The sequence below is a fragment of the Shewanella sp. 30m-14 genome, from assembly GCF_052977125.1.
In genome coordinates this window covers 29468-55601 of record NZ_JBRILW010000025.1, presented here as the reverse complement: position 1 = coordinate 55601, position 26134 = coordinate 29468, and the positions used below count along the sequence as shown (strand labels likewise).

Annotated in this window: 18 protein-coding genes; 7 read left to right on the top strand and 11 right to left on the bottom strand. The window is 43.2% G+C overall.

Features of this window, described 5'->3' with window-relative positions:
• The first annotated feature begins 452 nt into the window (after nt 1–452).
• The 3 genes from ACVBIU_RS16810 to rfbB all read left to right on the top strand — a co-directional run bounded on the left by ACVBIU_RS16810 (nt 453) and on the right by rfbB (nt 4976).
• Entirely contained in the window at nt 453–2396 is a 1944-nt protein-coding gene (locus tag ACVBIU_RS16810) for a polysaccharide biosynthesis protein (protein WP_447164324.1), read from the top strand.
• Between the two features lie 418 nt (nt 2397–2814).
• Nucleotides 2815–3678, top strand: a complete 864-nt coding sequence (gene rfbA / locus ACVBIU_RS16805) for a glucose-1-phosphate thymidylyltransferase RfbA (RefSeq protein WP_447164351.1) — start codon at nt 2815–2817, stop codon at nt 3676–3678.
• A gap of 245 nt (nt 3679–3923) precedes the next feature.
• A complete protein-coding gene (gene rfbB / locus ACVBIU_RS16800) occupies nt 3924–4976 on the top strand; it encodes a dTDP-glucose 4,6-dehydratase (protein WP_447164325.1) in 1053 nt (350 codons plus the stop codon).
• A 775-nt stretch (nt 4977–5751) separates the two neighbouring features.
• On the opposite strand, the gene ACVBIU_RS16795 is transcribed toward rfbB, so the two are convergent.
• Complete coding sequence (locus tag ACVBIU_RS16795) at nt 5752–7188, bottom strand: MBL fold metallo-hydrolase RNA specificity domain-containing protein (protein ID WP_447164326.1); 1437 nt, start codon at nt 7186–7188, stop codon at nt 5752–5754.
• Nucleotides 7189–7819: 631 nt separating this feature from the next.
• Here ACVBIU_RS16795 and ACVBIU_RS16790 point away from each other — a divergent pair.
• The 3 genes from ACVBIU_RS16790 to rfbC all read left to right on the top strand — a co-directional run bounded on the left by ACVBIU_RS16790 (nt 7820) and on the right by rfbC (nt 11136).
• Nucleotides 7820–8986 carry a nucleotide sugar dehydrogenase gene (locus ACVBIU_RS16790; RefSeq protein ID WP_447164327.1) on the top strand — a complete coding sequence of 389 codons (1167 nt, stop codon included), beginning with the start codon at nt 7820–7822 and terminating at the stop codon, nt 8984–8986.
• 226 nt (nt 8987–9212) lie between these two features.
• Complete coding sequence (locus tag ACVBIU_RS16785) at nt 9213–10223, top strand: NAD-dependent epimerase (RefSeq protein WP_447164328.1); 1011 nt, start codon at nt 9213–9215, stop codon at nt 10221–10223.
• A 346-nt stretch (nt 10224–10569) separates the two neighbouring features.
• Complete coding sequence (gene rfbC, locus ACVBIU_RS16780) at nt 10570–11136, top strand: dTDP-4-dehydrorhamnose 3,5-epimerase (protein WP_447164329.1); 567 nt, start codon at nt 10570–10572, stop codon at nt 11134–11136.
• 537 nt (nt 11137–11673) lie between these two features.
• Here rfbC and ACVBIU_RS16775 read toward each other — a convergent pair.
• From ACVBIU_RS16775 to ACVBIU_RS16750, 6 genes are all read right to left on the bottom strand, one after another.
• Complete coding sequence (locus tag ACVBIU_RS16775; RefSeq protein ID WP_447164330.1) at nt 11674–13023, bottom strand: CDP-glycerol glycerophosphotransferase family protein; 1350 nt, start codon at nt 13021–13023, stop codon at nt 11674–11676.
• Nucleotides 13020–13475 (bottom strand): adenylyltransferase/cytidyltransferase family protein, encoded by a 456-nt coding sequence (locus ACVBIU_RS16770; protein WP_447164331.1) that lies wholly within the window; start codon nt 13473–13475, stop codon nt 13020–13022. Before ACVBIU_RS16770 ends, ACVBIU_RS16775 begins: the two co-directional genes overlap by 4 nt.
• Nucleotides 13476–13595: 120 nt before the next feature.
• Nucleotides 13596–15086 (bottom strand): sugar phosphate nucleotidyltransferase, encoded by a 1491-nt coding sequence (locus ACVBIU_RS16765; RefSeq protein WP_447164332.1) that lies wholly within the window; start codon nt 15084–15086, stop codon nt 13596–13598.
• Between the two features lie 10 nt (nt 15087–15096).
• Entirely contained in the window at nt 15097–17301 is a 2205-nt protein-coding gene (locus tag ACVBIU_RS16760; RefSeq protein ID WP_447164333.1) for a WecB/TagA/CpsF family glycosyltransferase, read from the bottom strand.
• A 191-nt stretch (nt 17302–17492) separates the two neighbouring features.
• Nucleotides 17493–18569: a glycosyltransferase family 2 protein gene (locus ACVBIU_RS16755; protein ID WP_447164334.1), complete on the bottom strand. Its 1077-nt coding sequence runs from the start codon at nt 18567–18569 to the stop codon at nt 17493–17495.
• Nucleotides 18566–20062, bottom strand: a complete 1497-nt coding sequence (locus ACVBIU_RS16750; RefSeq protein ID WP_447164335.1) for an oligosaccharide flippase family protein — start codon at nt 20060–20062, stop codon at nt 18566–18568. Before ACVBIU_RS16750 ends, ACVBIU_RS16755 begins: the two co-directional genes overlap by 4 nt.
• Before the next feature lie 694 nt (nt 20063–20756).
• Here ACVBIU_RS16750 and ACVBIU_RS16745 point away from each other — a divergent pair.
• Nucleotides 20757–21206, top strand: coding sequence for an REP-associated tyrosine transposase (locus tag ACVBIU_RS16745; RefSeq protein ID WP_447162721.1), 450 nt, complete (start codon nt 20757–20759; stop codon nt 21204–21206).
• A gap of 522 nt (nt 21207–21728) precedes the next feature.
• Here ACVBIU_RS16745 and ACVBIU_RS16740 read toward each other — a convergent pair.
• The 4 genes from ACVBIU_RS16740 to ACVBIU_RS16725 are packed head-to-tail and all read right to left on the bottom strand — an operon-like array spanning nt 21729 to nt 26048.
• On the bottom strand, nt 21729–22982 hold the full coding sequence (locus tag ACVBIU_RS16740) for an O-antigen ligase family protein (protein ID WP_447164336.1): 1254 nt from the start codon (nt 22980–22982) through the stop codon (nt 21729–21731).
• Nucleotides 22940–24349, bottom strand: coding sequence for an exopolysaccharide biosynthesis protein (locus ACVBIU_RS16735; protein WP_447164337.1), 1410 nt, complete (start codon nt 24347–24349; stop codon nt 22940–22942). Before ACVBIU_RS16735 ends, ACVBIU_RS16740 begins: the two co-directional genes overlap by 43 nt.
• Before the next feature lie 25 nt (nt 24350–24374).
• Entirely contained in the window at nt 24375–25670 is a 1296-nt protein-coding gene (locus tag ACVBIU_RS16730) for a polysaccharide biosynthesis/export family protein (protein WP_447164338.1), read from the bottom strand.
• Nucleotides 25671–25685: 15 nt separating this feature from the next.
• Nucleotides 25686–26048 (bottom strand): STAS domain-containing protein, encoded by a 363-nt coding sequence (locus tag ACVBIU_RS16725; RefSeq protein WP_447164339.1) that lies wholly within the window; start codon nt 26046–26048, stop codon nt 25686–25688.
• Between the last annotated feature and the right edge of the window lie 86 nt (nt 26049–26134).

Sequence of the window (26134 nt, the reverse complement as noted above, 5' to 3'; positions counted from 1 at the left end):
TTAGCGCAAACCAACTCCTGTTATCTTGCTTTATTATTTGCAATAACGGGGCGTACCATACATTCTGTCCAGAAGCGGACGATAAAGTAATCCTTCCACTGTTTTGGTACACTCATTCAGAATTGATGTACCTAGTCAATAGTCATAGGATGTGATCCTGCTTTCTCTTTTTTGAGTGTGCTATAGCGGCTTAATGAATATTCAATTTCAGCATTAATTAATGAGGGATATGGTAAAGTTGAGTCTTGTATTGATTACTTCTCGAAAGCGGCAGCCCTTGGTGAGTTTTGAACTGAGGCTTAGTGAGATTGCTGGGCTAAGTCATCAGTATCTTTTATAAGTAGCAGCATAACCTCACCAATATATGTTATTATCGAAAGTGTTAAATAATCATTTCTTCAGTAATTAAGTAGTCATTTCTTATGAAGTCTTCTTGTCAAATGGGTCAAAAAATGGATTTTTTGCAGTGCTTGTTTTCTTTAAAACGAGTGGAAAAACGAATAGTAAGTGTACTAATTGACTCGTTATTCCTAGTCATAGCGTTCTGGGGGGCTGTGCTTGTCCGTGTTGATGATATCAGCTCGCTGACGAACGGTTCATATTGGTTACTTATAGCAAGCGTAGTGCCGCTTAGTATTCTTGGTTTTGCCAAGCTCGGTTTATATCGTGCGGTATTGCGTTATATGGGATTACAAGCACTTACCGCTATTATACTAGGTGTGGTCGTATCTACAGTCTGCTTAGTATTGGTCGCTTATTATTTCGATTCACAACTTCCAAGAACCGTACCCGTTATCTATTCAGCCTTTGCCCTGGTTTTTATTGGTGGCACGCGGACCATGGTGCGCGCTTTTGTTGGCACAGGAATGAAGCGTATCGGTGAGCCGGTAATTATATATGGCGCTGGTGTAAGTGGTCGCCAACTGGTAACGGCTTTAGTACAAAGCCATGAGTATTATCCTTTTGCCTTCGTCGATGATGATAACACCTTGCATGGAACAGTTATTCAAGGTGTGCATGTGCATTCTCCAACCATTATGCGCAAGCTTATCAAAGAAAAGCAGGCAACCAAGGTTCTGCTAGCTCTGCCGAGTGCTTCGCGTTCGCGTAGAAAAGAGATTTTATTGTCATTAGAACAACTTGCAGTGCAAGTACTGACTTTACCGGCAATGGCTGATTTGGTCAGCGGTAATAAGCTTTATAGTGACATAAAAGAAGTTGAGATTGATGATCTTCTGGGTCGTGATAGTGTTAGGCCGCGTGATGATTTGATGACTGCTAACATTAAAGATAAAGTGGTGATGGTGACTGGTGCTGGTGGGTCTATTGGTTCTGAGCTATGCCGACAGATTATCAAGCAAGCCCCCAAGAAACTTGTATTATTTGAGCTGTCTGAGTTTGGCTTGTATTCAATTGAACGTGAGCTTTCTGCTTTAGCTTCAAGCCTCGGGCTAGAGATTGAAATCTATCCAATGTTGGGCTCTGTACAGCGAAAAAACCGTATTCAAGCAGTCATGGAGGCATTTGAGGTTCAAACAGTCTACCATGCCGCGGCCTACAAGCATGTGCCGTTAGTTGAGCATAATGTAGTAGAAGGCGTGCGTAATAATGTTTTTGGTACGCTTTATACCGCTCAAGCGGCAATAGCTGCCAAAGTAGAGACATTTGTACTTATTTCTACTGATAAGGCGGTTCGACCGACCAATGTTATGGGTACAACTAAGCGCCTAGCTGAGCTTTCTTTGCAAGCGTTAGCGAATGAATCGCATAATACACGTTTTTGTATGGTGCGTTTTGGCAATGTGCTTGGCTCGTCGGGCTCAGTGGTACCCTTGTTTAGAAAGCAGATTGCAACTGGTGGCCCTGTTACGGTTACGCATCCTGAGATCACCCGTTTCTTTATGACGATACCAGAAGCATCACAATTGGTTATTCAAGCTGGCGCAATGGGCAAAGGCGGTGATGTGTTTGTTTTGGACATGGGCAGTTCAGTTAAAATTGTCGATCTTGCTGCAAAAATGATCCGTTTAAGCGGTTTTGAAGTTAAAGATGATATTAATCCTGAAGGCGATATTAGTATCGAATTTAGTGGTCTTCGTCCAGGTGAGAAACTATATGAAGAGCTACTTATCGGTGACGATGTAACAGGTACAGGTCATGAACGTATTATGACGGCCAATGAGTTATGTTTACCTTGGCATGAGCTTGAAGTTATCCTTAAACGTCTTGATACCGCGTGTCATGAGTTCCAGCATGAAACGATCAGAGAGATTTTACTGAGCGCGCCTACCGGTTTTAATCCTACCGACGGCATTTGTGATTTAGTGTGGCAACAAGGTCAGCATGATACTGCACAGAGCGTTGAAGACAAAAATGTGTTCTCAATAGTCAGTTAAATTATTGGCTTATTCACTTAATTAATTATCGACTTAATTAATGACATATTTAACGAAAAGTCAGCTCATTGAGTTGGCTTTTTTTGTTTAAGAGTTAAATTTCACCACGAAGCGCTATGCTTTCACTGAGGGCATGAATAAGTGCGTAGAGGCAAAGATTAGAGCTTTTTTTAGTTAGTTTTGATGTTTATTTTCTTCGTGTAGCGTAGCGCTTGGCGTCATCAGTGGTGAATGGCTTTGGTTTATTGATTACAGCGTTTAAGAGTTAATTTTTACCACGAAGCGCTTCGCTTTCACGAAGGGCTCGTAGAGGTGCGTAGTGCAAAAAATTTACTTGGTCTTGATGTTTCTTTGGTTTTTACAATGTGTTTAATTACGGGTAATGATCTTGAAAAGTAACGATAAAAGCCAAGCTGTGATGAAAGGGATAGTGTTAGCTGGTGGCGCTGGTTCACGGCTTTATCCCATCACGCGAGGTGTGTCTAAACAGTTACTCCCTGTTTACGATAAACCGATGATCTATTATCCGTTATCGGTTTTAATGTTAGCTGGTATCCGAGATGTTTTGGTTATCACGACTGCTGAAGAGTTAATGTTATTTCAGCGTTTGCTCGGTGATGGTACTGATTTTGGAATTCGTTTGTCTTTTGCCGTTCAAACAAGGCCAGAAGGTATTGCTCAGGCATTTGTGATTGCAGAGGATTTTATTGGCGATGATAATGTTTGTTTGATCCTTGGTGATAATGTGTTTTACGGCCAAGGATTTAGTGAGTCTTTAACCACAGCGGCTAATAAGCAATCTGGCGCTACTATTTTTGCGTATCAAGTCCAGCAAGCTGAGCGCTTTGGTGTTGTTGAGTTTGATAAATCCTTTAAAGCATTATCGATTGAGGAAAAACCGTTACAGCCTCAATCTAATTGGGCGGTAACCGGGCTCTATTTTTACGATAATAGAGTCGTCAATATTGCTAAAGGCTTAATACCATCTGCACGGTATGAGCTAGAGATCACCGATATTAACCAAGCTTACTTAAAGCTGGAAGAATTACAGGTAGAAAGACTAGGGCGCGGTTTTGCATGGTTAGATACCGGCACGTTTGATAGTTTGCAGCAAGCTTCCTCTTTTGTACAAACTATTGAAACGGTGCAAGGGTTGAAAGTCGCTTGTTTAGAAGAGATTGGTTGGCGAAGTGGTTGGTTAAGTGATAATGATATTGAGCGCCTTGCACAACCTATGTTGAGTAATAGCTATGGACAGTATTTACTGTCTTTAATTGAATAAGCAAAGAAGGTTCTAGGTAAAAGCAGAGAAGGTCCTAGGTTCTAGGAAAAGCAGGTTCTAGGTATAAGGAACAGCTTGTGAGTTTACGGATTGCGGAACGTTCGCAGGCTCACTACGGAACGCTGCGCTGACGGTTAGAAACAAGATTCTAGAACCTCAAACCTAGGACCTTCTTTGAATGTAGGTCGGCATTTATGCCGTCACTTTAGCCGTTGTCGTTAAATTTAATTTTGAGTTGGTAGTAAATGGATAAGGTCATCTTGATCACTGGTGGTGCTGGGTTTATTGGTTCTGCTTTGGTTCGCTTTCTAATTAAGTACACCAATAGTGTTGTGGTTAATCTCGATAAATTAACTTATGCCAGTAATTCGGAGTCTTTAGCTGACGTTGAATTATCGAATCGCTATGCGCTTGTGCAAGGTGATATTTGTGATAGGGCGTTAATAGACAAATTACTTATACAGTATCAACCTGATGCCATTATTCACTTAGCTGCTGAGAGCCACGTAGACCGTTCTATTGATGGTCCTGCAGAATTTATGCAAACCAATATTATTGGCACATACACTCTTCTTGAAGCTAGTCGTGCATACTATGCTTCACTCAAAGAAGATAAAAAGTGTGCGTTTCGGTTTCATCATGTATCTACCGATGAGGTGTTTGGTGACTTAGCTGACGGTGAGTTATTTACTGAACAAACTAGGTATGATCCTAGCTCGCCTTATTCTGCGAGCAAAGCGGCATCAGATCATTTGGTTCGGGCATGGCATAGAACCTATGGTCTGCCTGTTGTCGTGACCAATTGCTCTAATAACTACGGTCCTTTTCAGCATCACGAAAAACTCATTCCGCAAACGATATGTAATGCATTAGCCGGTAAGACTATTCCAATATACGGTAATGGGCAGCAGGTGCGTGATTGGTTATACGTGGAGGATCATGTTAGCGCGCTTTATACCGTTTTAACAGAAGGCGAAATGGGCGAAACCTATAACATTGGCGGCAGCTGTGAAAAACGTAATATTGATGTCGTTAACCTGATTTGTGAGCTTCTAGAGGAATTAGCCTCAGATAATCCTAATTCACTGAAGTGTAGCCAAAATAAAATCGGTTTTAAAAGTTTAATTTCTTATATTCAAGACCGGCCTGGGCATGATGTTCGCTATGCGATTGATTCGAGTAAGATCCAAAGCGAATTAGGCTGGAAGCCATTGGAGTCGTTTGAATCTGGTTTACGTAAAACCGTAGAGTGGTATGTAAAGGCGGCGAAGAAAGCAAAGACGGTTAAAAGCCGATAAAGGCTGAGACGGGAAAGCGGATTACGGAACGTTCGCAGGCTCACTTACAGAACGCTGCGCTGACGGTTAAAAAGCGAAGAAGAGCGCTGCGCTTCTAGGATGTCACTTCGTGACTGCGAGAGCGTCGCTTTGCTCCTGCTAGATTCTATACAATCTTAAAGCTGATTACGGTATACGGAACGTTCGCAGGCTCACTGACGGAACGCTGCGCTTTCACGAAGTACACGGAGAAGTGCGTAGAGCAAAAGATTAGCGCTATTTTTAGTTGGTCTTGATGTTGCTTTTCTTTGTGTCGCGTAGCGCTCCGTGTCCTCTGTGGTGAATAGCTTGGTTTTTTGATTACAGAGCTAAGCGCATTTCTGTGTGGTGTATTGATTTGGGTTTTGATTACAAGAGTGAAGAGCATTTTCACCACGAAGCGCTGCGCTTTCACGGAGGACACGGAGAAGTGCGTAGAGCAAAAGATTAGCGCTATTTTTTAGTTGGTCTTGATGTTGCTTTTCTTCGTGTCGCGTAGCGCTCCGTGTCCTCTGTGGTGAATAGCTTGGTTTTTTGATTACAGAGCTATGCGCATTTCTGTGTGGTGTATTGATTTGGGTTTTGATTACAAGAGTCAAGAGCATTCTCACCACGAAGCGCTTCGCTTTCACGGAGGACACGGAGAAGTGCGTAGAGCAAAAGATTAGCGCTATTTTTAGTGGGTCTTGATGTTGCTTTTCTTCGTGCAGCGCTGCGCTCCGTGTCCTTTGCGGTGAATAGCTTTGGCTTTATAGTCTTAGCTTGTTCCTATTTCAATCTCCGCATTAGGTAAGAGTTGCCGGTATTTATCTGCTAACGCTTGTTTGGCATCAATATCGCCGTGAACTATGCGTATGTGTTTAGGCTTATGCTGTATGCCCTCGACAAAGTTTATCAGGTCTTGTTGATCTGCATGGGCTGAATAGCCACTGATGGTATGTACTCCTGCTTTGATATCGATTTTATCCCCTTCAATATAGACGTAGCCTCCGTTTGGCCCGTATGTCTGAATATCCCGTCCTATCGTTCCTTTTGCCTGGTATCCTACAAATAGAATATCTGCAGTGGGCTGGGCTAAAAATCGCTGTAGATAGTTGACTATTCGGCCGCCCGTACACATGCCGCTTGCTGCAATCACCACCGCGGGCTTTTGTCTGCTTGAAAGATAGTTGATTACCGCTAAGTGATCTTGGTGGCTATCTATGGTGTAAAGCTGATTAAAATCGAGCGGATGGCGTTGCTGGGCTAATATAGATTTGGCTTCAGAGTCCCACAGCTTTTTATAGTTAACATATTGCTCTGTAAAGTTAGCCGCCATGGGTGAGTCGACAATGATATCGATACTCTGCCACATAGGGTTGTGTTGTTGCTCAAAGATGATTTGCTCTAGTTCGTACAGTAATTCTTGGGTGCGCCCAATGCTAAAAGCGGGGATCAGTACTACGCCGTTATCGTTAACTGATTTTTCAATAACATGGCGTAAGCTTTCTGCTCGTCTTTCGCGATTAAGGTGGTTTTTATCGCCATAGGTTGACTCTATCACTAAGGTATCAACCCGTAATGGGCTTTTCGGGCTTGGCAATAACGGTGTGTTACTGGCTCCTAAGTCGCCTGAAAATACGATTAGGTGCTTGTCATTGTCATTGTCTTTGTGATTGTCACCGTCACTGTAAGCTAGCAGATTATTACTGAGTTCGATTTCAACATAGGCCGATCCTAAAATGTGCCCTGCGACGTTAAACCTTGCTTTAGCTTGTTGAAAGCCGCAGTCACAGTGATTCACCTCCAGGGTAAACCATTGGCCATAATCAATCGGGCGAATTAACTGCTGTAAGCGTTTTAAATATAAACCAATTAATCGCTGATTTCTGGTGACGCCGACCTTGAGTGCATCTTCTATCACCATGGGAAGGAGGGCTGCAGTTGCTGATGTCGCATATATCGGGCCATCAAAACCTGCGGCAAGCAGATATGGGATCCTACCAACATGATCAATATGGCAGTGAGTAACAATTAGTGCAGTGATATGGGTTAAGTCAAATTCTATTTGGAGTTGGTCTGCTGCGGTTTTTCCTGCTGTTTCAGCGCCTTGAAATAAGCCGCAGTCAATGAGAATACTTGAGTTGGAGTTGATATTAAGCTGGTGGCATGAACCTGTTACTCCATTAACAGCACCATGATGGATGATTTGCATAAATGACTTCCTTTGTTTAATCGCTATCCATAAGCCCAACGTTAACTGTAGGTCAGGCGTTATATGCAGATTCTAGAACGTGGCTCCGCCACGGCTAGAGCGTCGCTACGCTCCTGCTAGATTCTATACGATATTAAAGCTAATGCTAATGCAAATGCTAAGAGGAACGGCCTTTGGCCTACAGAACGCTGCGCTGACGGTTAAAGGCTAAGAAGGTCCTAGGAAAAGCAGGTTCTAGATCCTAGGTACGAGCAAAGACGATAAGCAAAGATGGAACGGCCTTTGGCCTACAGAACGCTTCGCTCATGGTTAAAGCTAAGATAGGGGCTTCTTTTAATGTAGGTCGGCATTTATGCCGTCAGCTTTTCTTTTATGTTTTATGTTGTTGATGGGCTAAAGCCCAACCTACATCAGGGGCATTCCGTCCTAGAAACGTCCTAGGTCCTAGCACCGTATCGGTTTGCACTGTAAGCGGAGCGCTCTGTGAGTGAGCTTGCGAACGTTCCGTTATCCGTGAGCGAAGCGTTCGTCTTTGCAGTACCTAGTCTTAGCGGTAAAAATGTGGCCTAAAACAAGACTTTTTGCTGCTTGAGTGTTATTTTACGCGGATATTTATTTTTAAGGTTTTAAGATGAAAATTGCTATAGCAGGGACGGGCTATGTAGGCCTGTCAAACGCAGTGTTGTTAGCGCAAAAAAATACCGTGATGGCGGTTGATATTGTTGCTGAAAAAGTCGAGATGATTAACCAAGGTTTGTCACCTATAGCAGATACTGAAATTGAAGATTACTTAGCTAATCACACACTTGATTTAACGGCAACGTTAGATAAAAAGCTAGCCTATCAAGATGCTGAGTACGTGATTATTGCGACGCCTACCGATTACGATACCGTATCAAACTACTTTAATACCTCATCTGTTGAAGCGGTCATTCAAGATGTACTGGCCATTAACCCTAATGCTGTGATGGTGATTAAATCAACTGTACCAGTAGGTTACACTGAGTCAGTTAAACAAAAATATAATACTAAAAATATCATCTTCTCACCTGAGTTTTTACGTGAAGGGCGCGCTCTTTACGACAACCTACATCCTTCTCGTATTATTATCGGTGAGCGCTCTGAGCGCGCTGAAGTATTTGCTAACTTACTTGCAAATGCGGCGATTAAACAGAATATTGATATTCTTTTCACTGATTCAACAGAAGCTGAAGCGGTTAAGCTTTTTTCTAATACTTATCTGGCAATGCGTGTCGCGTATTTCAATGAGTTAGATAGTTACGCTGAATCGCATGGTTTGGATGCTCGTCAAATTATTGAAGGTGTCGGTTTAGACCCTCGAATTGGCTCGCACTACAACAATCCATCATTTGGTTATGGTGGTTACTGCTTACCAAAAGACACCAAGCAATTACGTGCAAACTATGCTGACGTACCAAATAGCCTGATTAGCGCAATTGTTGATGCTAACTCGACGCGTAAAGATTTTATTGCTGACTCAATTATTAAAAAACAACCTAAAGTTGTCGGTGTTTACCGCCTAATTATGAAGTCAGGCTCAGATAATTTCCGCGCGTCTTCTATTCAAGGCATTATGAAGCGCATTAAGGCTAAAGGCATTGAGGTTGTAGTATTTGAGCCTGTGCTGACAGAGCCCGAATTTTTTAACTCTCGCGTGATGCAAGATTTAGAAGAGTTTAAGCAAGTTTCAGATGTCATTGTTTCAAACCGTATGGTTGAAGAGTTAGCCGATGTTGCTGATAAAGTTTATACACGAGACTTGTTTGGGTCGGATTGAGCAAAGCTGAGAAGGTTCTAGGGAAAAGAAAGGTTCTAGGTACAAGCTAAGACGGAAAAGCGGGAAAGAGCTGCAAGGTCAAAGGCAACGCTGTTTTGTTTTTGATTTCCCTAGTAGGACGTAGTCCGTCCTCGGAGCGAAGCGTCCTAGGTCCTAGAACCTTGCTATTCAGAGAGTTTGCGAACGTCTTAGTATCTAGGGTCTTCTTTTAACAAAAGAGAATTTTATGAAGTATTTAGTAACAGGTGCAGCAGGTTTTATTGGCTCAAAAGTTAGTGAATGCTTATGTGCTGCAGGTCATGAAGTGGTTGGTATCGATAATATTAACGATTACTACGATGTTAACCTAAAACTTGATCGCCTTAAAAATTTAGAGCCTCAGGCTCTTTTTTCTTTTAAGAAGTTAGATTTAGCCGATAGAGAGGGCATTGCGGCGCTGTTTGCAGAGCAAGGTTTTGATAGAGTGATTCACCTCGCGGCGCAAGCGGGTGTGCGCTACTCAATCGATAATCCTATGGCCTATGCCGACAGTAATTTGGTTGGCCACTTGACCATTTTAGAAGGGTGTCGTCACCATAAGATTGAGCATTTGGTTTATGCTTCTTCAAGCTCTGTCTATGGCCTTAATTCAAAAATGCCATTCTCAACAGACGACAGTGTTGATCATCCTATCTCGCTGTATGCTGCGACTAAAAAAGCCAATGAGTTGATGTCACATACTTATTCGCATCTTTATGGTGTGCCAACGACAGGGCTTAGATTTTTTACTGTTTATGGTCCTTGGGGACGCCCTGATATGGCGCTACTTAAGTTCACCAATAAGATAGTGAAAGGTGAAGCGATTGATGTTTATAACCATGGCAACTTAAGCCGCGATTTTACCTATATCGACGATATCGTTGAAGGCATCATCCGTATCCAAGACAGTATTCCTGCCGCTAATCCAGATTGGTCAAGTGATTCGGGCACTCCAGCAACGAGCTCCGCACCTTACCGTGTGTTTAATATCGGTAATGGTAGCCCGGTTCAACTAATGGATTACATCTCAGCGCTTGAGAAGACGTTAGGTATTGAAGCCATTAAAAATATGATGGATATGCAGCCTGGCGATGTACATTCAACATGGGCCGATACTGAAGATTTGTTCAAGAGTGTAGGTTACAAGCCACAAACTAGTGTCGAAGAAGGCGTACAGAAGTTTGTTGAATGGTATAAAGAGTATTACTTAAAAAGCTAAGAAGATCGCTGCGCTTCGAGGAAGTGACTATGTCACTGCGAGAGCGTCGCTTTGCTCCTACTAGATTCTATACAAGCAAAAGCGATGGTTATGAGTTGCAAAAGTCAAATAGAGTGAAGGTGGAAGAACCGGGGTAAGCTACAATACAAAGACTGACATGCAAGAGCTGACAAGTTAATTTACACCCCAAGGTGCTGCTGTTCTGTTGTTGATTTTCCTAGCAGGCTGAAGGCCGTCCTCGGAGCGAAGTGCCCTAGGTCCTAGAACCTAGAACCTAGAACCTAGAACCTAGAACCTAGAACCTAGAACCTAGGTCCTAGTCCAAGCCTTTATTTAAAAGAATATGATGAAACTAATATCTACTTCAATTGCTGATTTACTGCTGATTGAGCCTAAAATATTTGGTGATGAACGGGGCTTTTTTATGGAAACCTTTCGTCAATCAGAGTTTGAGGCGCTATTTGCTGAAGTTGGCATGGCTTGCCCGAGCTTTGTGCAAGAGAATATGAGTCGATCGAAAAAGCATGTACTGCGAGGCCTGCATTATCAACTGCAACAAGCTCAAGGTAAGTTAATTCGTGTGACAGCAGGTAGTATTTTTGATGTCGCGGTTGATATTCGTGAAGATTCAAAAACCTACGGTCAGTGGTTAGGGCAAATTTTATCTGCCGAAAATAGACTGCAAATGTATATCCCCCCGGGTTTTGCTCATGGTTTTTTAACTTTAAGTGATTACGCCGACATTATTTACAAATGTACCGATTACTATGCGCCAGAGTTTGAAAGAACTATTGCCTGGAATGATCCTCAATTAGATATCCTATGGCCGTTAGAAGAGGGGGCTAAGCCGATTTTATCGGAGAAGGATAAAAAGGCTGAGACGGTCCTAGGAAGAGCAGGTCCTAGGTCCTAGTTAAGAGCAAAAGATGGTAGAAGCTAAGACGTAAAAGCTAAGACATAAAAGCGGAACGGCCTGCGGCCTTACGGATAACGGAACGTTCGCGGGCTTACTTACGGAACGCTTCGCTGACGGTTAAAAGCTAAGAAGATCGGCCTCTGGCCTGCTAGTACAGCCTACGGCTGGTGAGAGCGTCGCTTTGCTCCTGCTAGATGCTATACAAGCAAAAGCGATGGTTATGAGTTGCAAAAGTCAAATAGAGTGAAGGTGGAAGAACCGGGGGAAGCCACAATACAAAGACTGACATGCAAGAGCCGACAAGTTAATTTAAACCCTAAGGAACTGTTGTTCTGCTGTTGATTTTTCTAGCAGCGAAGCGCCCTCGCAGTGAGCTTGCGAACGTTCTAGAACCTAGGCTCTAAATGTTTAAGTAGGTCGGCATTTATGCCGTCAATTCTTTTGCTTTTGTTTTTCCTAGCAGGCTGAAGGCCGTCCTCGGAGCGAAGTGCCCTAGAACCTAGAACCTAGAGCCTAGAACCTAGAACCTAGAGCCTAGAACCTAGAACCTATTCTTTCTTCCAAAGCTTCAAATGCATTTGGCGTGTCCTTTCCCCAAAATAGTTCTGTTACTGCTTGATAGTTATTTTTATAACTTGTTTGATTAGCCCTTTGTCCACTGTCTATAGCATTAGATCTCCGTGCGGCGATAGTCTCTGGTTCTAGCTGCTTTAATAACTCATCAAAATTTGTGCATTTAGGTGCGAACTCTGGCAACTTTGTGGCGTAGTCGTAGATATCTCGGCAATCTTGTTGGTAATGTTGTTCATCAAAGCGATAGAAGCAGATTGGCGTACCTTGTGGTAGTACATCAATAAATAAAGATGAGTAGTCTGTAATGAGTAGGTCCACCTGATGCAATAAACTATATACATCTTCTAACGGCGTAATATTGATAATGTTAGCGTAACTTGTAAGCTCATCAGCAAGTGCCGCCTCATTGGGATGTAGGCGTAATAGAAACAACTGATTATTAGCCGCTAAGTGATTTGATAATTGCTGCCAGTTGAATGCTTTGTTGTACGGGTTGCCTTCCTGGTGGCTGTCACGCCACGACGGAACGTATAAAATAATGTGTGGCTGCGGTGCAGGCTTACTTGGCTGAGTTAAATGGACTGCGAGCAGTGATTTAATGGATTGAGTTAGCGTGCTCGGACTCGGTTCACCACTTGTTGGGTATTGTTCTGTTGAACCTTTGACTGGTGAATCGCTTTCTATTTCACTTTTTATGGCGTAGCCGAGTGTAAAATAGTCGGTTCTTGGATTGGTTGCACGCAAGAGCTGTGAGCTGCTGAGTCTAAATGCACTGCAAAAAAGCGAATCGATTAGCGGACTTGGGCTCAACATTAAGTCAGGCATTGTCCGTTGCTGGTGGGCAAGTAGCCATTGTTTACACTGGGCTAGTTGGCTTTTAGGATTAAAAACCTCGGCCATGGGGCCTGTTGTTATATCAAATTCAATTTTCTTCATCGGCAAGCCATGCCATAAGTTTATCTTTACTGCACCATTAGCAAGCCACTGATTAATATCGCCAATGTAACTATTATAAAAAAAGTATTGAGCCGTTAAACTGTGGTAAATACCTTTAAATGACCAGCGATAATAAGCCTCTAGGTTCTGACTTTGTAGCTGCGTGATCACAGCCTTATTGCCACTTATCCAGATGCAACGGATGAATTTTGTCTGCAGCCAATGCAGGTACAAGTATTTGCTGTTGTCACTAAAGCCCTCTTTATAACTTCCAAATACCGCTTTTTTAGATGTGCGCGGAGCAAGGCCAGATAGCATGAATATGAGCTTTCTGAGTATTGCTTTTAGCCAGTCTAAAATAGAGTATGTCATCATTTGTTTATCTTTTTGGATTGCTGCAACGGTGTTGAAGCTGTGCCATTACCATCACTGGTTTGTTTAGGTAATGCTAGGTTATTTTTAATCTCAGTTGTTGAGATCTCACCGGTTCGATCTAAGTAAATAACCTCACACAATAGTGACAGATCATCAAATTTACCTTTCCAGTCGTTACCCATGCCAAAAATACTGACATCATATGCACATATATCTTTTGCTTTTTGATTCCAATGGGTTTCTGGTACTACCATATCGACATATTGGCAAGCTTCGACGATTTCAGCTCGTTGAAAGTAGCTAAAAAATGCGGCCTTACCTTTTAAAGCATTAAATTCGTCTGTCGAAACTGCCACGATTAAACGATCGCCGAGGGCTTTTAATCGCTTAAACAGGCGCACATGTCCATAGTGAAAAAGATCGAATGTGCCGTAAGTGATGATTGTTTTCATAATGATCTCCCGCTTGGCTTATCTTGCTAATGTCAATTTGGCTACTTTTGCTTATGTTGAAACTTATGTTTTAGGCGCATGTTTTAGGCGCATGTTTTGGCTCATGCTTTAGGTTCGGCTTTAATTCTGTTCTAGCTGGTTATGTATTCGTAATTGTTTAGAGCGGTTAAAAACATATTTGATGAGTTGCCAATACTTATGTTTTTGTAAGGGCTGCGCGAATTCATCCTCGATTAAATCGCATTCTTCTTCAGGGAACGTTGCAGAGGCGTCTTCAACGGCTGAGTGTATTAATAGTTGTAGTGGGCCGTAGATCCCGTATTCATAGGCACTAAAGGGGTTGATAGGTGTGATAAATGGGCTACGACCGATAAGGCTTAATCGGCCTAAAACAACGAGGTAGAGCTGGGGGAGGCGACTCATCCATAGCGACTTAACATTCCAGCGCCAGCAGCTGTAGTGCTTATTATTTAATGTGACTTTCTCTTTGATTAGCGGCTTTCTAATTGATACCCCTCTCGTTAACGTATTGTTTTTGGCGTTAACTAAACAATAAGTTGCAATGAGCGGGCTAAACACTAATCCAATACAAAGAAGAAAAAGAGCAATACTTCTATCGCAAAAGGTCACGCTTTCAGTGTTAGCCAGGGTATGGTTTTTAGCCAAAATGCTGTCATCATTGAGCTTGATCGCGCCACCATTCCCGGGTGTGATCAGTGTATTCTTACACACAATGGCATTATTAACGTTGAGCCCTTTGCCCACATAAGAGTCATCTAGAATAATGCAGTTTTTAAGACTCGATTGCGCATCTACAAGGCAGTTCTTACCTAAAATACAGCTTTGCTGCAGATCTACACTTTCATCAATCCAGGTATTGTCACCAATGACCCCCCATGCATTTTGCATTCTCAATGGGCCGGTTTTAGTTTTTGCTCCGACGTAAAAACCGTTTGCTTGGTCTGCACTACTGTAAAATCGTCCCTTAGGGCTAATTCCTATTATTTTTGCGATTGCCATCGCTTGATTAGCCTGCATATAGGCATTAAGACTTGTGAGCATGAAGCATTCACCATGCAGGATTTGAGTAACGGGTTCGTTTAATACCGCTGAGGCATCGCTTGGAATGACAACCTGATTGGTCAGCGGCCAGTTAAGCATCTCGGTATGTGAGGCTGCCGCAGGCAGCATCATTAGGCCTGCATTTTGGTTATTCATCTTGGCAATGACCAGACTTTGTTTCATCTGTTGGCTGAACTCAACAAATGCTTTGATACACGGGCTTCTCAGCATATCGCCGCGTGCAACTAATACAGATTCTGTTTTATCTACAGCCAATCGAGCCAGCACTTTCGAAGCATCTTCCTGTTCTCGGCTAAGAAAATAGTCAACTTCTAAGCCCCAGAACTCGCCGTTGCCGACTAATGCTTTTATTGCAGCGATATGCGTTGAGACAATGAGTTTTACCTGCTTAACCCCTGCGCTGGCGAGATCTTCTAGGGTATATTCGATAACGCTCTTATTGCTAATGGGCAATAGTGCTGGATTATAGTATTGGTTTAGTGGTGCCAACTCTTGCCCGTGGCGATTTGCAAAAATAATAGCTTGCATAAACAGCTCCTTAATACGCGCCGCGGGCGAAAATAACCGCAGGGATGGTCTTGATGAGGATAAGCAGATCAGCGGTGAAAGATTGTTGATAGATATAGTCAATATCTAGTTCAACCTGCTGTTCAAATGCAATGGTTGAGCGACCGGAGACTTGCCAAATACAGGTTATTCCAGGCTTTATCATTAATCGATTTCTGTGGTGCTGGCTATATTGCTTTACTTCAGTCATAAGGGGCGGGCGTGGCCCGACTAACGACATATCCCCTTTGAGCACATTCCATAACTGAGGTAGCTCATCGATAGAAGCTTTACGGATGAAGTAACCTACTTTAGTGATCCTAGGGTCTTTTTTCATTTTGAAGATCACTCCGCCATTCATTTCATTTGCGGTGGTGAGTGATGCCAGTCTCTGCTCGGCATCTTGATACATGGAGCGAAACTTCCACATAATAAATGGACTGTTATTACGGCCTGCTCGTGTTTGGCTGTATAGCGCGCCGCCTCTGGATTCAAGTCTAATCAGCACGATAGTGAAGAGTAAAAAAGGTGACAGCAGTATGAGTAGGCTTGATGATATAAATACATCAAGCGAACGCTTGCAGGCGCAGTTAATACGTTGGTGCATGTTGAAAATGGCGCGGCGAGTATTGGCTTGTTTTAAATCAAACTGTGGCATCGCCTGGTTTTTTCTTGTTGCATTGTGAAGCTTAGTTTTGAGTTGGCTCCTGGTTAGTTGTGTTGCAGTTTTGGCATCAACACTTTCCTTATGGATGCGTAGCTTTTTTAGTTGATTATTTTCATGCCAAACGCGATATAGAAAGCTTGGGTTACCAAGAATGTAGCGTTTCCACATTCTTTTGGGCTCTTGCAGTAAACGGTAACTCCATTCAAACCCTATCTGTCTTAACCAGAGAGGGGCACGCTTAATTCGATTAGCGTAAAAATCAAAAAGCCCACCCACTCCTATTCCTACAGTGCAATTGAGCTTGGCTCTATTCGCCGCTAGCCACAGTTCTTGTTGTGGTGCGCCCATGGCAACTAACAGTATATCGGCTTTAGTTTGGTTAATTGTCTCTACAATATCCAGGCTCTGTGGGCTATTTGAGTCGCAGTCAAAGTAGCCATGATGGTAGCCTGCAATTTTAAGGTTTTGATATTGCGCTTGCATATTGTGAGCGGCTTGCTCTGCAATACCAGCGCGCCCACCTAACATAAAAATCGATAAGTGATTGTTTGAGGCGAGCTCACATAGGCGCGGAAACATATCAGTGCCATTTAGATTATCTTTTAGTGCTTTAGCTTTGCTGAGGCAGGCTAGGCGTACACCTATGCCATCGGCAAAAATCAAATTACTTTGTTGTAAACATTGGCGATAAGCCTCGTTTTGAGTGCTGCGATTAAGGCAGTCTGTATTGACGAAACTAAATTGCTGCATGGGCTTTGAGGGGGCTTTACATTGCTGTAGAACCTCATTTAATAATTGGCTCATGGTCCAGTTATTTAGGTGTATGCCAAAAACAGTGATCTTAGTGTCGTGGCTCGTGGGTTTGTTAAACACTGCGCGAGTGAGCGTGGCGATGATAAGCGCTCTAAAGAGTGCTAACAGATAATGGGCTAAATTTTGGTGAGCCTTGTTGAGTGACGTTGATGCACATTCAAAGCAAAGGCCGGTCGCTGCATTCATCTGTTCAAATGAGGTGAGCCCTGGTTTGATGTAAAAGCGCGTATTTGACGGCTTTACTGACGAGTTGTTTGCTGTGGCTTTATTTTTAGACGTTGCGCTTGGTTTGCTACGTGCTGCATTTTTGGGTTCAGTATTGTCAGTGTCGACTTTGTTTAATTCACTCGGTGCTGTAAATGCAAATACCGATTGAGTGCCTAAAATTGTGATATCACCCTTAAGTAGGTTAATGAGCATCGGCAGTTTTTTGAACCAACCTGAGTATGAAAATTGCTTCAAACCTATTAGCGCAACATTAGTCGTATTAAAGTCAAGCTCCTGGATTTGAGCCGCTTCAATATAGAGGGTTTCTATAGTTGTATTTCTAGTGTTTCTGTCGGTAAGGCTTCTTACAAATCCAAACAAGATTAATGGGCTGGTCAGTAGCAGCATCAATAGCGCTGCACAAAGGTCAAAGCAACGAATACTGAAGCAGGAGTGACCTTCTAAAGTTGATTTTTCAGCAGACTCTATTTTATGTTTAGTCTTTTTCATTGTTGAGTCCTTACCAATAGTTGGGCTTAATTTTTATATATTTTTTTATGTAGTTAATCGTTAGGTTGCATATACAGTGCCAAATTTAAATTCGTTGAAAATCATTAGTTTGGTATTGTTTTTGTTTTTAGGTGGCTATGTTGAGCTAAGCATTCGCAACTTGCATGGCAGGTTGCGAATGGATTAATTGGCTAGGGTTTTAACAATGCAGGCTTAACACCATCTTGATGGATTTTTACCCTGTGAATGTAACTGAGTATGGATAGGGCTTGTTTCTCACAGCGGTTATAAACAGCCTGTGGTAGGTATTTCAATAAGTAAGCCGCGGCTAAGGTCGCTAAAGTTCGGCTGGTTTCTGCACCAATAATACTGGGTGCGATATTAATGGCCTGATGCAGGCGCTTAACGGCCTCTTTGCCGTTTCTGTTACGGATGGCTTGCCTTGCAATATATCTCAATTGATAGGCTCTAGCCTTAGCTTCATACTGAAAAATTAGCTCAGGCGCATAGCCTGTAGCTTTATTTATCATGGTTTCCCAAGAGGCATATTGCTTGTTCAAATCAGCGGATAAGCCCTGGGGGTTTAAACGATAAAAGGTTAGAGGTGCTGGCAGCCCCTCCATTTTCCAGTGGGTGGTGGTTACGATCCTTAACCAGCATTCGATATCTTCTGATTGACGAAGATTTTCGTCGAAATAACAGCTATGGGGAACATGTTTACTCAGTGATTGATAGCGAATATCGCTTAGGGTTTCGTGACGGATCACTGGGGCCGAACCATTACCGACAGGGTTACGGCAGAGTAGATCTTGCGCGCTGATATTAGTGAGTTGCGGCATCTGGTAGATATTCATTCTTTGGCCTTCAGAGCTGATGAATAGCGACCTTGAGAAGCTGATACCAACTTCAGGGTTATTATCGAGGTGGTTAATATGTTGCTGCAGTTTTTCGCTGTGCCACATGTCGTCTGAATCAAGAAAGGCTACGTATTGACCTATTGCGTGGCGAATACCTGTATTTCGAGCGGCCGCTAAACCTAGGTTGGACTCGTGATTAATAATCCGAATACGAGCCTCATTAAATTGCTGACAGATTTGTAAGCTTGAATCACTAGAGCAATCATTGACGAGGATTAGTTCAAAATTTTCAAAGGTCTGGCTAAGAACTGAATTGATCGCATCCTCTACAAACGCCTCAACATTATAGACAGGCATAACTACGGATACTTTTACGGCAGTTGGTTTTTTGGGGTAAGAGTTAACAGTCATAGTGAACCTCTAAGTGGTGAGGGCAAGTGTTTGGCTTTGGCCCGTTGAACGTTTGAGCTGAGTTTTAGGTAAAGGGTAAAGCTTGGCATGGCAATGACGTGCAGTATTAAGATTGCAAGTGCAACCGCTTGAAGCCCCCAGTAGCTTGAAAACCCAACCGTGATAGCAAGAGTAAGAGTAAAAGCGCTGTTGCAAAGCAGGTTAAGTTGGCTTCTACCCATACTAATAAGGTATTGACTGGCTGCTTCTCCAAGTGGACGAACTAAACCACTTAAGCACAGTAGAATAAATATTGGCAGCGCACCGACATCTATCCACTTCTGTCCGTAAACCAAGGGAAGGTACATTGGGGCAAGGAGTGTTTGTAGGCTCACAAGTGGCACTGTCAGTAACATAATGAACTTTAAAGACTGAAAATATTTTTGTTCCTGGCTTAGTTCATGGCTTAGTTTGGCGATTGCTTCGGGGCTTGCCTCATGGCTTAGTTTGGCAATTGCTTCGGGGCTTGCCTCATGGCTTAGTTTGGTAATTGGTTCATGGCTTAGTTCATGAGCCGCTTGTAGTGGTTTCGATTCGGACTTTTTGAGACAAAGGTGAGAGTAAAGCGCTGTGCCATAGCTTTGCACTAAACCTAAGCTGATCCCTAGGCTGGCATTAAATGCAAAAAAGTAGATGCCTAAGGCTTCTAGACCAAGAAAATAGCCTATCAATATATAATCAATATTTTGTCTCAGTGCGATGGCTAAGTCGCCAAGCCCAACCTGTATACCAAATTTGAGTAAGCTTTTTGCATTAGATGAAAGTAGGCTGAAAGATTTTACTTGGTTGAGCGTTGCTTTACTAAAAGCTGTAGCGTGATTTGATAAAGGCTTAGGTAAGGGGTTGTGGTATCTATGAATCCCAATCCAAATAAATACCACAATAATTTTGGGCAAAATAATGGCCCAAATACCTAAGCCGAGCAAAGCCAGTGTTGCGGTTAATATGGCATCGAACGCTGTTTGCCAGAGCACGGCTCGACCGACCACACGCATGCGATTTGCTCGCAGGTTTATAGCAGCGTAAAGCATGCCAAATGGTAGGAGTAAATAGCTTGTTGCCATGAGTATCATAGGTAAAATTAGCTGCATGTCATCGTAGTAGATAGCAAGCGGCCAGCTGAGTAAGCTCATGGCAACGAAGGCGGTTATAGCGGCTAACCAGTTCACCTGATCAGCCGCAGATAAAGATTGTATTAGTTGGTTATCATCCATTTTGATTAATGCGGCAGAAGATATACGACGTGTAGGCGTACAGATGATCTCAAAGCTGGTCAGTATGATGGCTACTTGGCCAAATATTTCCGGAGTAAATAGTCGAGCGATGATAATGCTGGAACCTAAGCGCACAATACGGCCAAGCACTTGAGCAGAACCCAACCAGAATAGCCCTTTGGCCATTGCGCCACTTGAAAGTGTCGATAGAAAGTTGTTACATGTCGATTCGTTTTGCATATCAGCACCTGTTAGACATCACGTTATGGATAATATTTTTAACAATCTATCTTCTGCTTCTTATTCATCGGATATCGTTATTTAGATAGGAATACAGGGATCATGCCAATCTGATATCGTTTGATATTTAGTACTTTATGTATTGATTTAACAGAATATTTTCAGCTGACTTTATAGGATGTATTTATTGGGGCTATTATTATGGCCAAGGCGGCGCGAGTGAATTCGCAGATTGCGAATCAGAATAGAAGAGGAAAATAAGGTCCTAGGTACAAGCTGAGACGGTTAAAACAAGGATCGAGATCCTAGGAAAAGCCGCTCCTAGGTAAAAGCAAAGACGGATAAGCTGAGTCGGGAAATCGGAACGGCCTATGGCCTTACGGTATACGGAACGTTCGCAGGCTCACTTACGGATAAAGCGGCGTTGTCTATGTAGGTCGGCATTTATGCCGTCAGCTATGTGAAGTTTTTTTTGATGGGCTAAAGCCCAACCTACAAAAGTGCATGAGTGCAGTACTTCAAGCTGATATTTATATTTTGTAGGTCGGTATTCATGCCGTCTTTCTATGCATTGGTGCGGTTTTGATGGGCTAAAGCCCAACCTACAAAGATGTAGGTTGGCAGTACTTCAAGCAGATGGCTATATTTTGTAGGTCGGTATTTATGCCGCCAGTTTTTACAAAGGGAGATGATGATGTCATGGAGTGACTTACGAGTAGGCCGGTTTTCGCAAGAAGGCGGTGAGTACTTTATAACTTTTAATACCGAAAATAATTTAGATCATTTCATAGACTTTTATGTGTCCCAACTATTTTGCATAGGAATTGCTAAAAATGAGCTGCAATATAACTGTTCTTGGTTAACTTGGGTATTAATGCCAGATCATTTTCATGGATTGTTACGATTGGAAAAGGGAGCTGAGTTATCAAAAGTCGTGGGAACGTTAAAAGGCGCTAGTAGCTTTGTTATCAATAGAAAGCTAAACCGTTCAGGAGCATTATGGCAACCATCATTTTATGACCGTGCCTTACGTCTTGATGAAGATAGAGAAAATATAAGCAGATACATAGTTACGAATCCACTAAGAAAGGGATTGGTTAATCGTATTGGAGACTATCCTTTTTGGAATTCAATTTATTTGTAGGTCGGTATTTATGCCGTCTATTTATATATTGGTTTGTTTGTGATGGGCTAAAGCCCAACCTACAAAGATGTAGGAAGGCAGTATTTCAAGTTGATGTCTATATTTTGTAGGTCGGCATTTATGCGGTCAGCTATGTGAAGTTTTTTTTGATGGGCTAAAGCCCAACCTACAAAAGTGCATGAGTGCAGTACTTCAAGCTGATATTTATATTTTGTAGGTCGGTATTCATGCCGTCTATTTATATATTGGTTTGTTTGTGATGGGCTAAAGCCCAACCTACAAAGATGTAGGAAGGCAGTATTTCAAGTTGATGTCTATATTTTGTAGGTCGGCATTTATGCCGTCTATTTATGTATTGGTTTGTTTGTGATGGACTAAAGCCCTGCCTACATCAAGCATAGAAGGTCAAAGCCGGTACTGTTCCGCTGTTGATTTCCTAGCAGCGAAGCGTCCTAGAATCTAGGACCTTGTTTATATAGTCCGTCCTCGCAGTGAGCTTGCGAACGCCCTAGGTCCTAGTCCCTAGTCCCTTCCTTTAGAACCTTCTTTTAAAGCGGCCCCGACAATGACAAGCCCTGGCCAGAACAGGTAGGCAAGGATCTCTAGATTTTCACCAAATGTGTATAAAATCAGCTGCAAGATAATCGCAACGCCAACAGCGCTTAGGCGCGAGCTAAATAGGGTTTTGAGTAGAGCAAGCAGGCTTACAAGTAAAGGAACCGCTAAGGCGATAGCGCCCACAATGCCTTTAACAAACAATAAGCCGTACCAGGTATGATGTGAACCGATTGGCATATATTCAACTAGATGCGGTCCGCGTTCGACAATGCCATGGCCCCATACTACCGCCTCGTTTGCCCAGCGCTCTAGGGCGATATTAGCCAGTTCTTGGCGAACCCGGGTCGAGCCTGCACGGGCAGCTTTAAAAGCCTCTACACTCTGTTGCACCTTGTCGACGACATAAAGACCTGAACCGCCAAGTAGGAGTAATAGCGGGCTGGCAACAAAGTAAATCCAAGGTGAGCGAAACCAACGGATAAACATGAAAAAGCCAATCAGTAGTAGATAGCAGACTAAGGCTAAGCGTGATTGCGATAGCAAGATCATACAAAAGCTGCCCGCAAAGCCATAAAACTTAAATCGTTTAGACTTCTCTTGCAGGGCAAAAGTAAAAAATAGGTTGCCTATCATGCCTAGAGCGGGAGCCCAGGGGGTAAAGAGTCGCCACCTGGGGAGGCCGTTAGCGGGATCAATTTCATATAAGCTGACATTAAAGAACTCTGGGCCTGGGCCACCAATAATACTCAGCGGGGAAGTATAGAGTGTAGCCGGGAGCTTAATGATCCATGCGAGTATGAAGATGGGCAGTAAGATCAGAGTGTGTTTGCACACAATACAACATGCTCGGTAGATAAGCTCGGGACGGATCTTTAGGCTGCCCAATAATGGAAATATTGCCAACAGCGCCCAGCCTTTGGCCCAACCGATACTCGACTTTATCAGTTTGGCTAGACCTAAGTCGTTTGTTAGGTGACCTATTACCAATGCGAGTAACATGATTGCCATAGCGACAATCCAACAGGCTTGTGTTTTGCTAACGGTATAACTCTGGTGATCCAGCAAGGCTCGTTTAACCATGCGCAACAGCAAGATCCACGCTATGACGGGGGCGACCAGATACATGGCGCCTAACAGCCAAAACAGATAGGTGCCAGTGATCGCTCGCCAGATAATTAATTCGTCAGAATTTTCTGGAGTATTGGTTTGCGGATCCATAGCATTACCATTCCTGCAATTAATGAGATCGAAGCTGCAATCCCGCCGACTATTGCTAGCAGGGTACGTAAATTATCGGGTTTCTCGGCTAATGATGGTGGGGCCATCAGTTGCAATAACGGGTAGGCTGCGTAGATGTCGGCTTTACCTATGTCCATTTTTGCAAGTGCGGAGGTAAATACTGCGGTAGCGACCTGATGCTCCCGCTGTAGGCCTTCGAGTTTGGCTGCATCATCATTACTGTCGTTGAACCTATGATCCCATGCATGGATCTGATCAGATAGAGCATCAATTCGGTGCCTTAGCCCTTCGGCTTTGGTGTTGAGCGATAGCAACTCTTGCATGAGTTGAGCACGGCCGTCTAAGTCATCAGCCGATAGCATTAACATCAAGCGCTTATCATTATAGCCAAGCAGACTTTTACAGCGTTTACTTAGGGCGGCCAGAATAGATAATTGCTCGTTTTGGTAGGTAACAACTTTTGGGTGACGTTTGCCAAACCGACTGCGGTATTCGGCTAGAGTTGCGGTAACATTGGTATAGCTGATAAGAAGTTGCTGGAACAACTGATCATTTTTAAGCGTAAGTAAGCCAGCCGCCTGCTTGGGGGTTAAGCCTAAGTGTATTTCGAGCATTTTCTGGCTGGCTTTCACGCCTTGTAACTCTGAGATGAGATTGACTTTGTTATGTCTAAGTCTTTCCATGGTCAAAGCCAGCTCTTTAAACTGATCGAGTGACACTAGACCATGTGCTGACTGAAACTCGAGTAATTTATTCTGGGTTAAATGCACTTTATTGGCAAAAGTGGCCATGCCTACTCGGATGGCATCCTCACGTTGCTCAATTTCATCTCGGCGCAGCTCAGCTAATAATGCTTGTAAACTATGATAATGGGCCCAGGCTTTTTGCTGTGCGTCTTTGGCTGTTGCGCCTTTTATACTAAATTTCATCATCCCTGTTTGGTTAGGAAGTGTTAGTTTTGGCATGCCAAATTCGCTGCTTTTAAGGTGAAGTGTTTTAGCTGCTGCATTAATAAGGGGCTTACTATTTGCAATAGATTTGTAATTAATTCTAGGGTCGATAGCACTACTTGCATAAGGCGAGTTGGTAGAGCTATTAGCTTGGCCCACACTATCTAGGCTGACTAAGGCGCCGGCACCAGCCCCAGGAAGTATAAGGATCCATTGGCTGATATAGCGACTTGGGCTTAATAGCGTAAATAGCAACACTAAAAGCCAGATAGTCAGCAGCAGTAGCGAGGTAACGATAAGATAGGCACGCTTTCTTTTTTTAGCAGAAAGTTGACTACCAGCTACAAAGTAGTGCTTTAACCATAAAAGAGGTCTGTAGGAGTGTTGTGTTGTCATTATAACCTCCTGGTTATGTCACTATTTAAAGCAATTCAAGCAAGGTTGCTGGAACGAGTACTTCGGTAATTGAACGTGCAATCTCTCGGATATTGGTAACGCGAGAGTCATAACAGGCGATCCCATCGCCAGGCATTAAAATGGGATTCATCCCGGTTTCCCACGAGTTCCTGATTAAGTCATCTATTGAGCGTTCAATCACATCGACTTGAGCGGTAAGAGGATTTTTAGTGATCAGCAATAAATGTCTACTGGCATTAGTCGATTGCGCCCCTCCCACACAGTTGGCTGCAATCGCACCATTTAACAGACGAGTGCCGTAAGGAAATCGAGTTGCTTCAGTATCTACCGCTGATTGGGCGTTACTGGAGGCCGGCTGAGTCAGGTTAGACATAAAGACTCGAATACCCGGCGCGGTGATCTGTGATGGGCGAGCTAAAGCATCATCGAAATAATCATGTTGTGGTACATGAATGTGATCGCCAGACATCAAGGTCATGCTTGGCACAGGATAGCCGTGGATCACGCCGGATAGATCTAGGGTGAAGCTATGTTGGCCTCTGAACACAGTGATCGCTGAGACATTTGCATCAGGGCGAACTCCACCAGATGCTCTGAGCGCAGAAGCTATTGTACGTTGGCCAGCTTGGTCGCCACTGTGGTTACCATCATCATCAATAATTTCTAAGTCGGACTTTTTATTGATCAGGTGTTGACCCGGTTCAAATACGCCTCCCGATACTGTAATTTCAACAGGTGCCCACTTTAAGGGGGTGATGCTTAAACGTACGCTGCTTTTTAGCATAAACTCCTCATCGACAAGATACTGTTGAATAGTGTTTGTTAGCTCTGCAATATCAAGACCTTTCGCGTGAATCGGCTCTAAATAAGGTAGGTAGATATAGCCATCGTTATTGACTTCAACATCACCGCTGAACTCTTCTCCGTTGAGCACCTGGATCTTGAGTCGATCACCTACAGATAAGCGAATATTTTGCGGAAGATGTAATGCTTGCTGAGATTGCCCTGCATACATTAACCATGTGTTGCTCATTTCAGTATTAGATCTATTTGGGCTAAGGTTTTCAGCTTTGGCGCCCTTTATACTGCGCATATATGGTGTGTCGCGACTATAAAAATGACACTGAGTCATATTGTCATCGCTGTTACCCGCACAGATTTGAGACTCTTCTGGGTGATGGGGGGTGACACAAGCCGAGAGCAATAAACATAGCAAGCCTACGTGGCTTAATGAGCCTAACTTGTGTGAGCCTAGTTTGTGGATGTTATTCTTTTTTTGCTTGCTGTGATTGGGAGTCATAACGGCGGCCTCAACTTATATTACGTTTTCATCGGCAAGCTCATTGCAAATGTATTCAATGGCAGCTGTTTCATCTTCATAGATGGAGAAAATTTGATGCAAACGGGTAAGCTCAATGAGTGAACGCACTCCAGCTGTTGGTGAGAGTAGTACAATTTCACCCTCTTCTTTTTCTACGCGTTTTAACGCTGAGATGAGTACTGATAGCCCACTAGAGTCGATGTACTCTACTTGGTGAAGGTCGATAATTAACCGCGTAATCCCTGCATCAATTTGTTGCAAAATTGCAGCTCTGAGCGTTGCGGTTTGAGTCATTATCACTTCAACCGGTAGGGTGATTTTACAGGCATTGTTCTGAGGTAATTTGGAGAAAAACATATCGCCATCCTTAAAAATGCACTTGGCATTTTGCTTGGTTATCTGAACAGGTATTTAATTTGTTGGTGGTTACTCATTTTTTTACT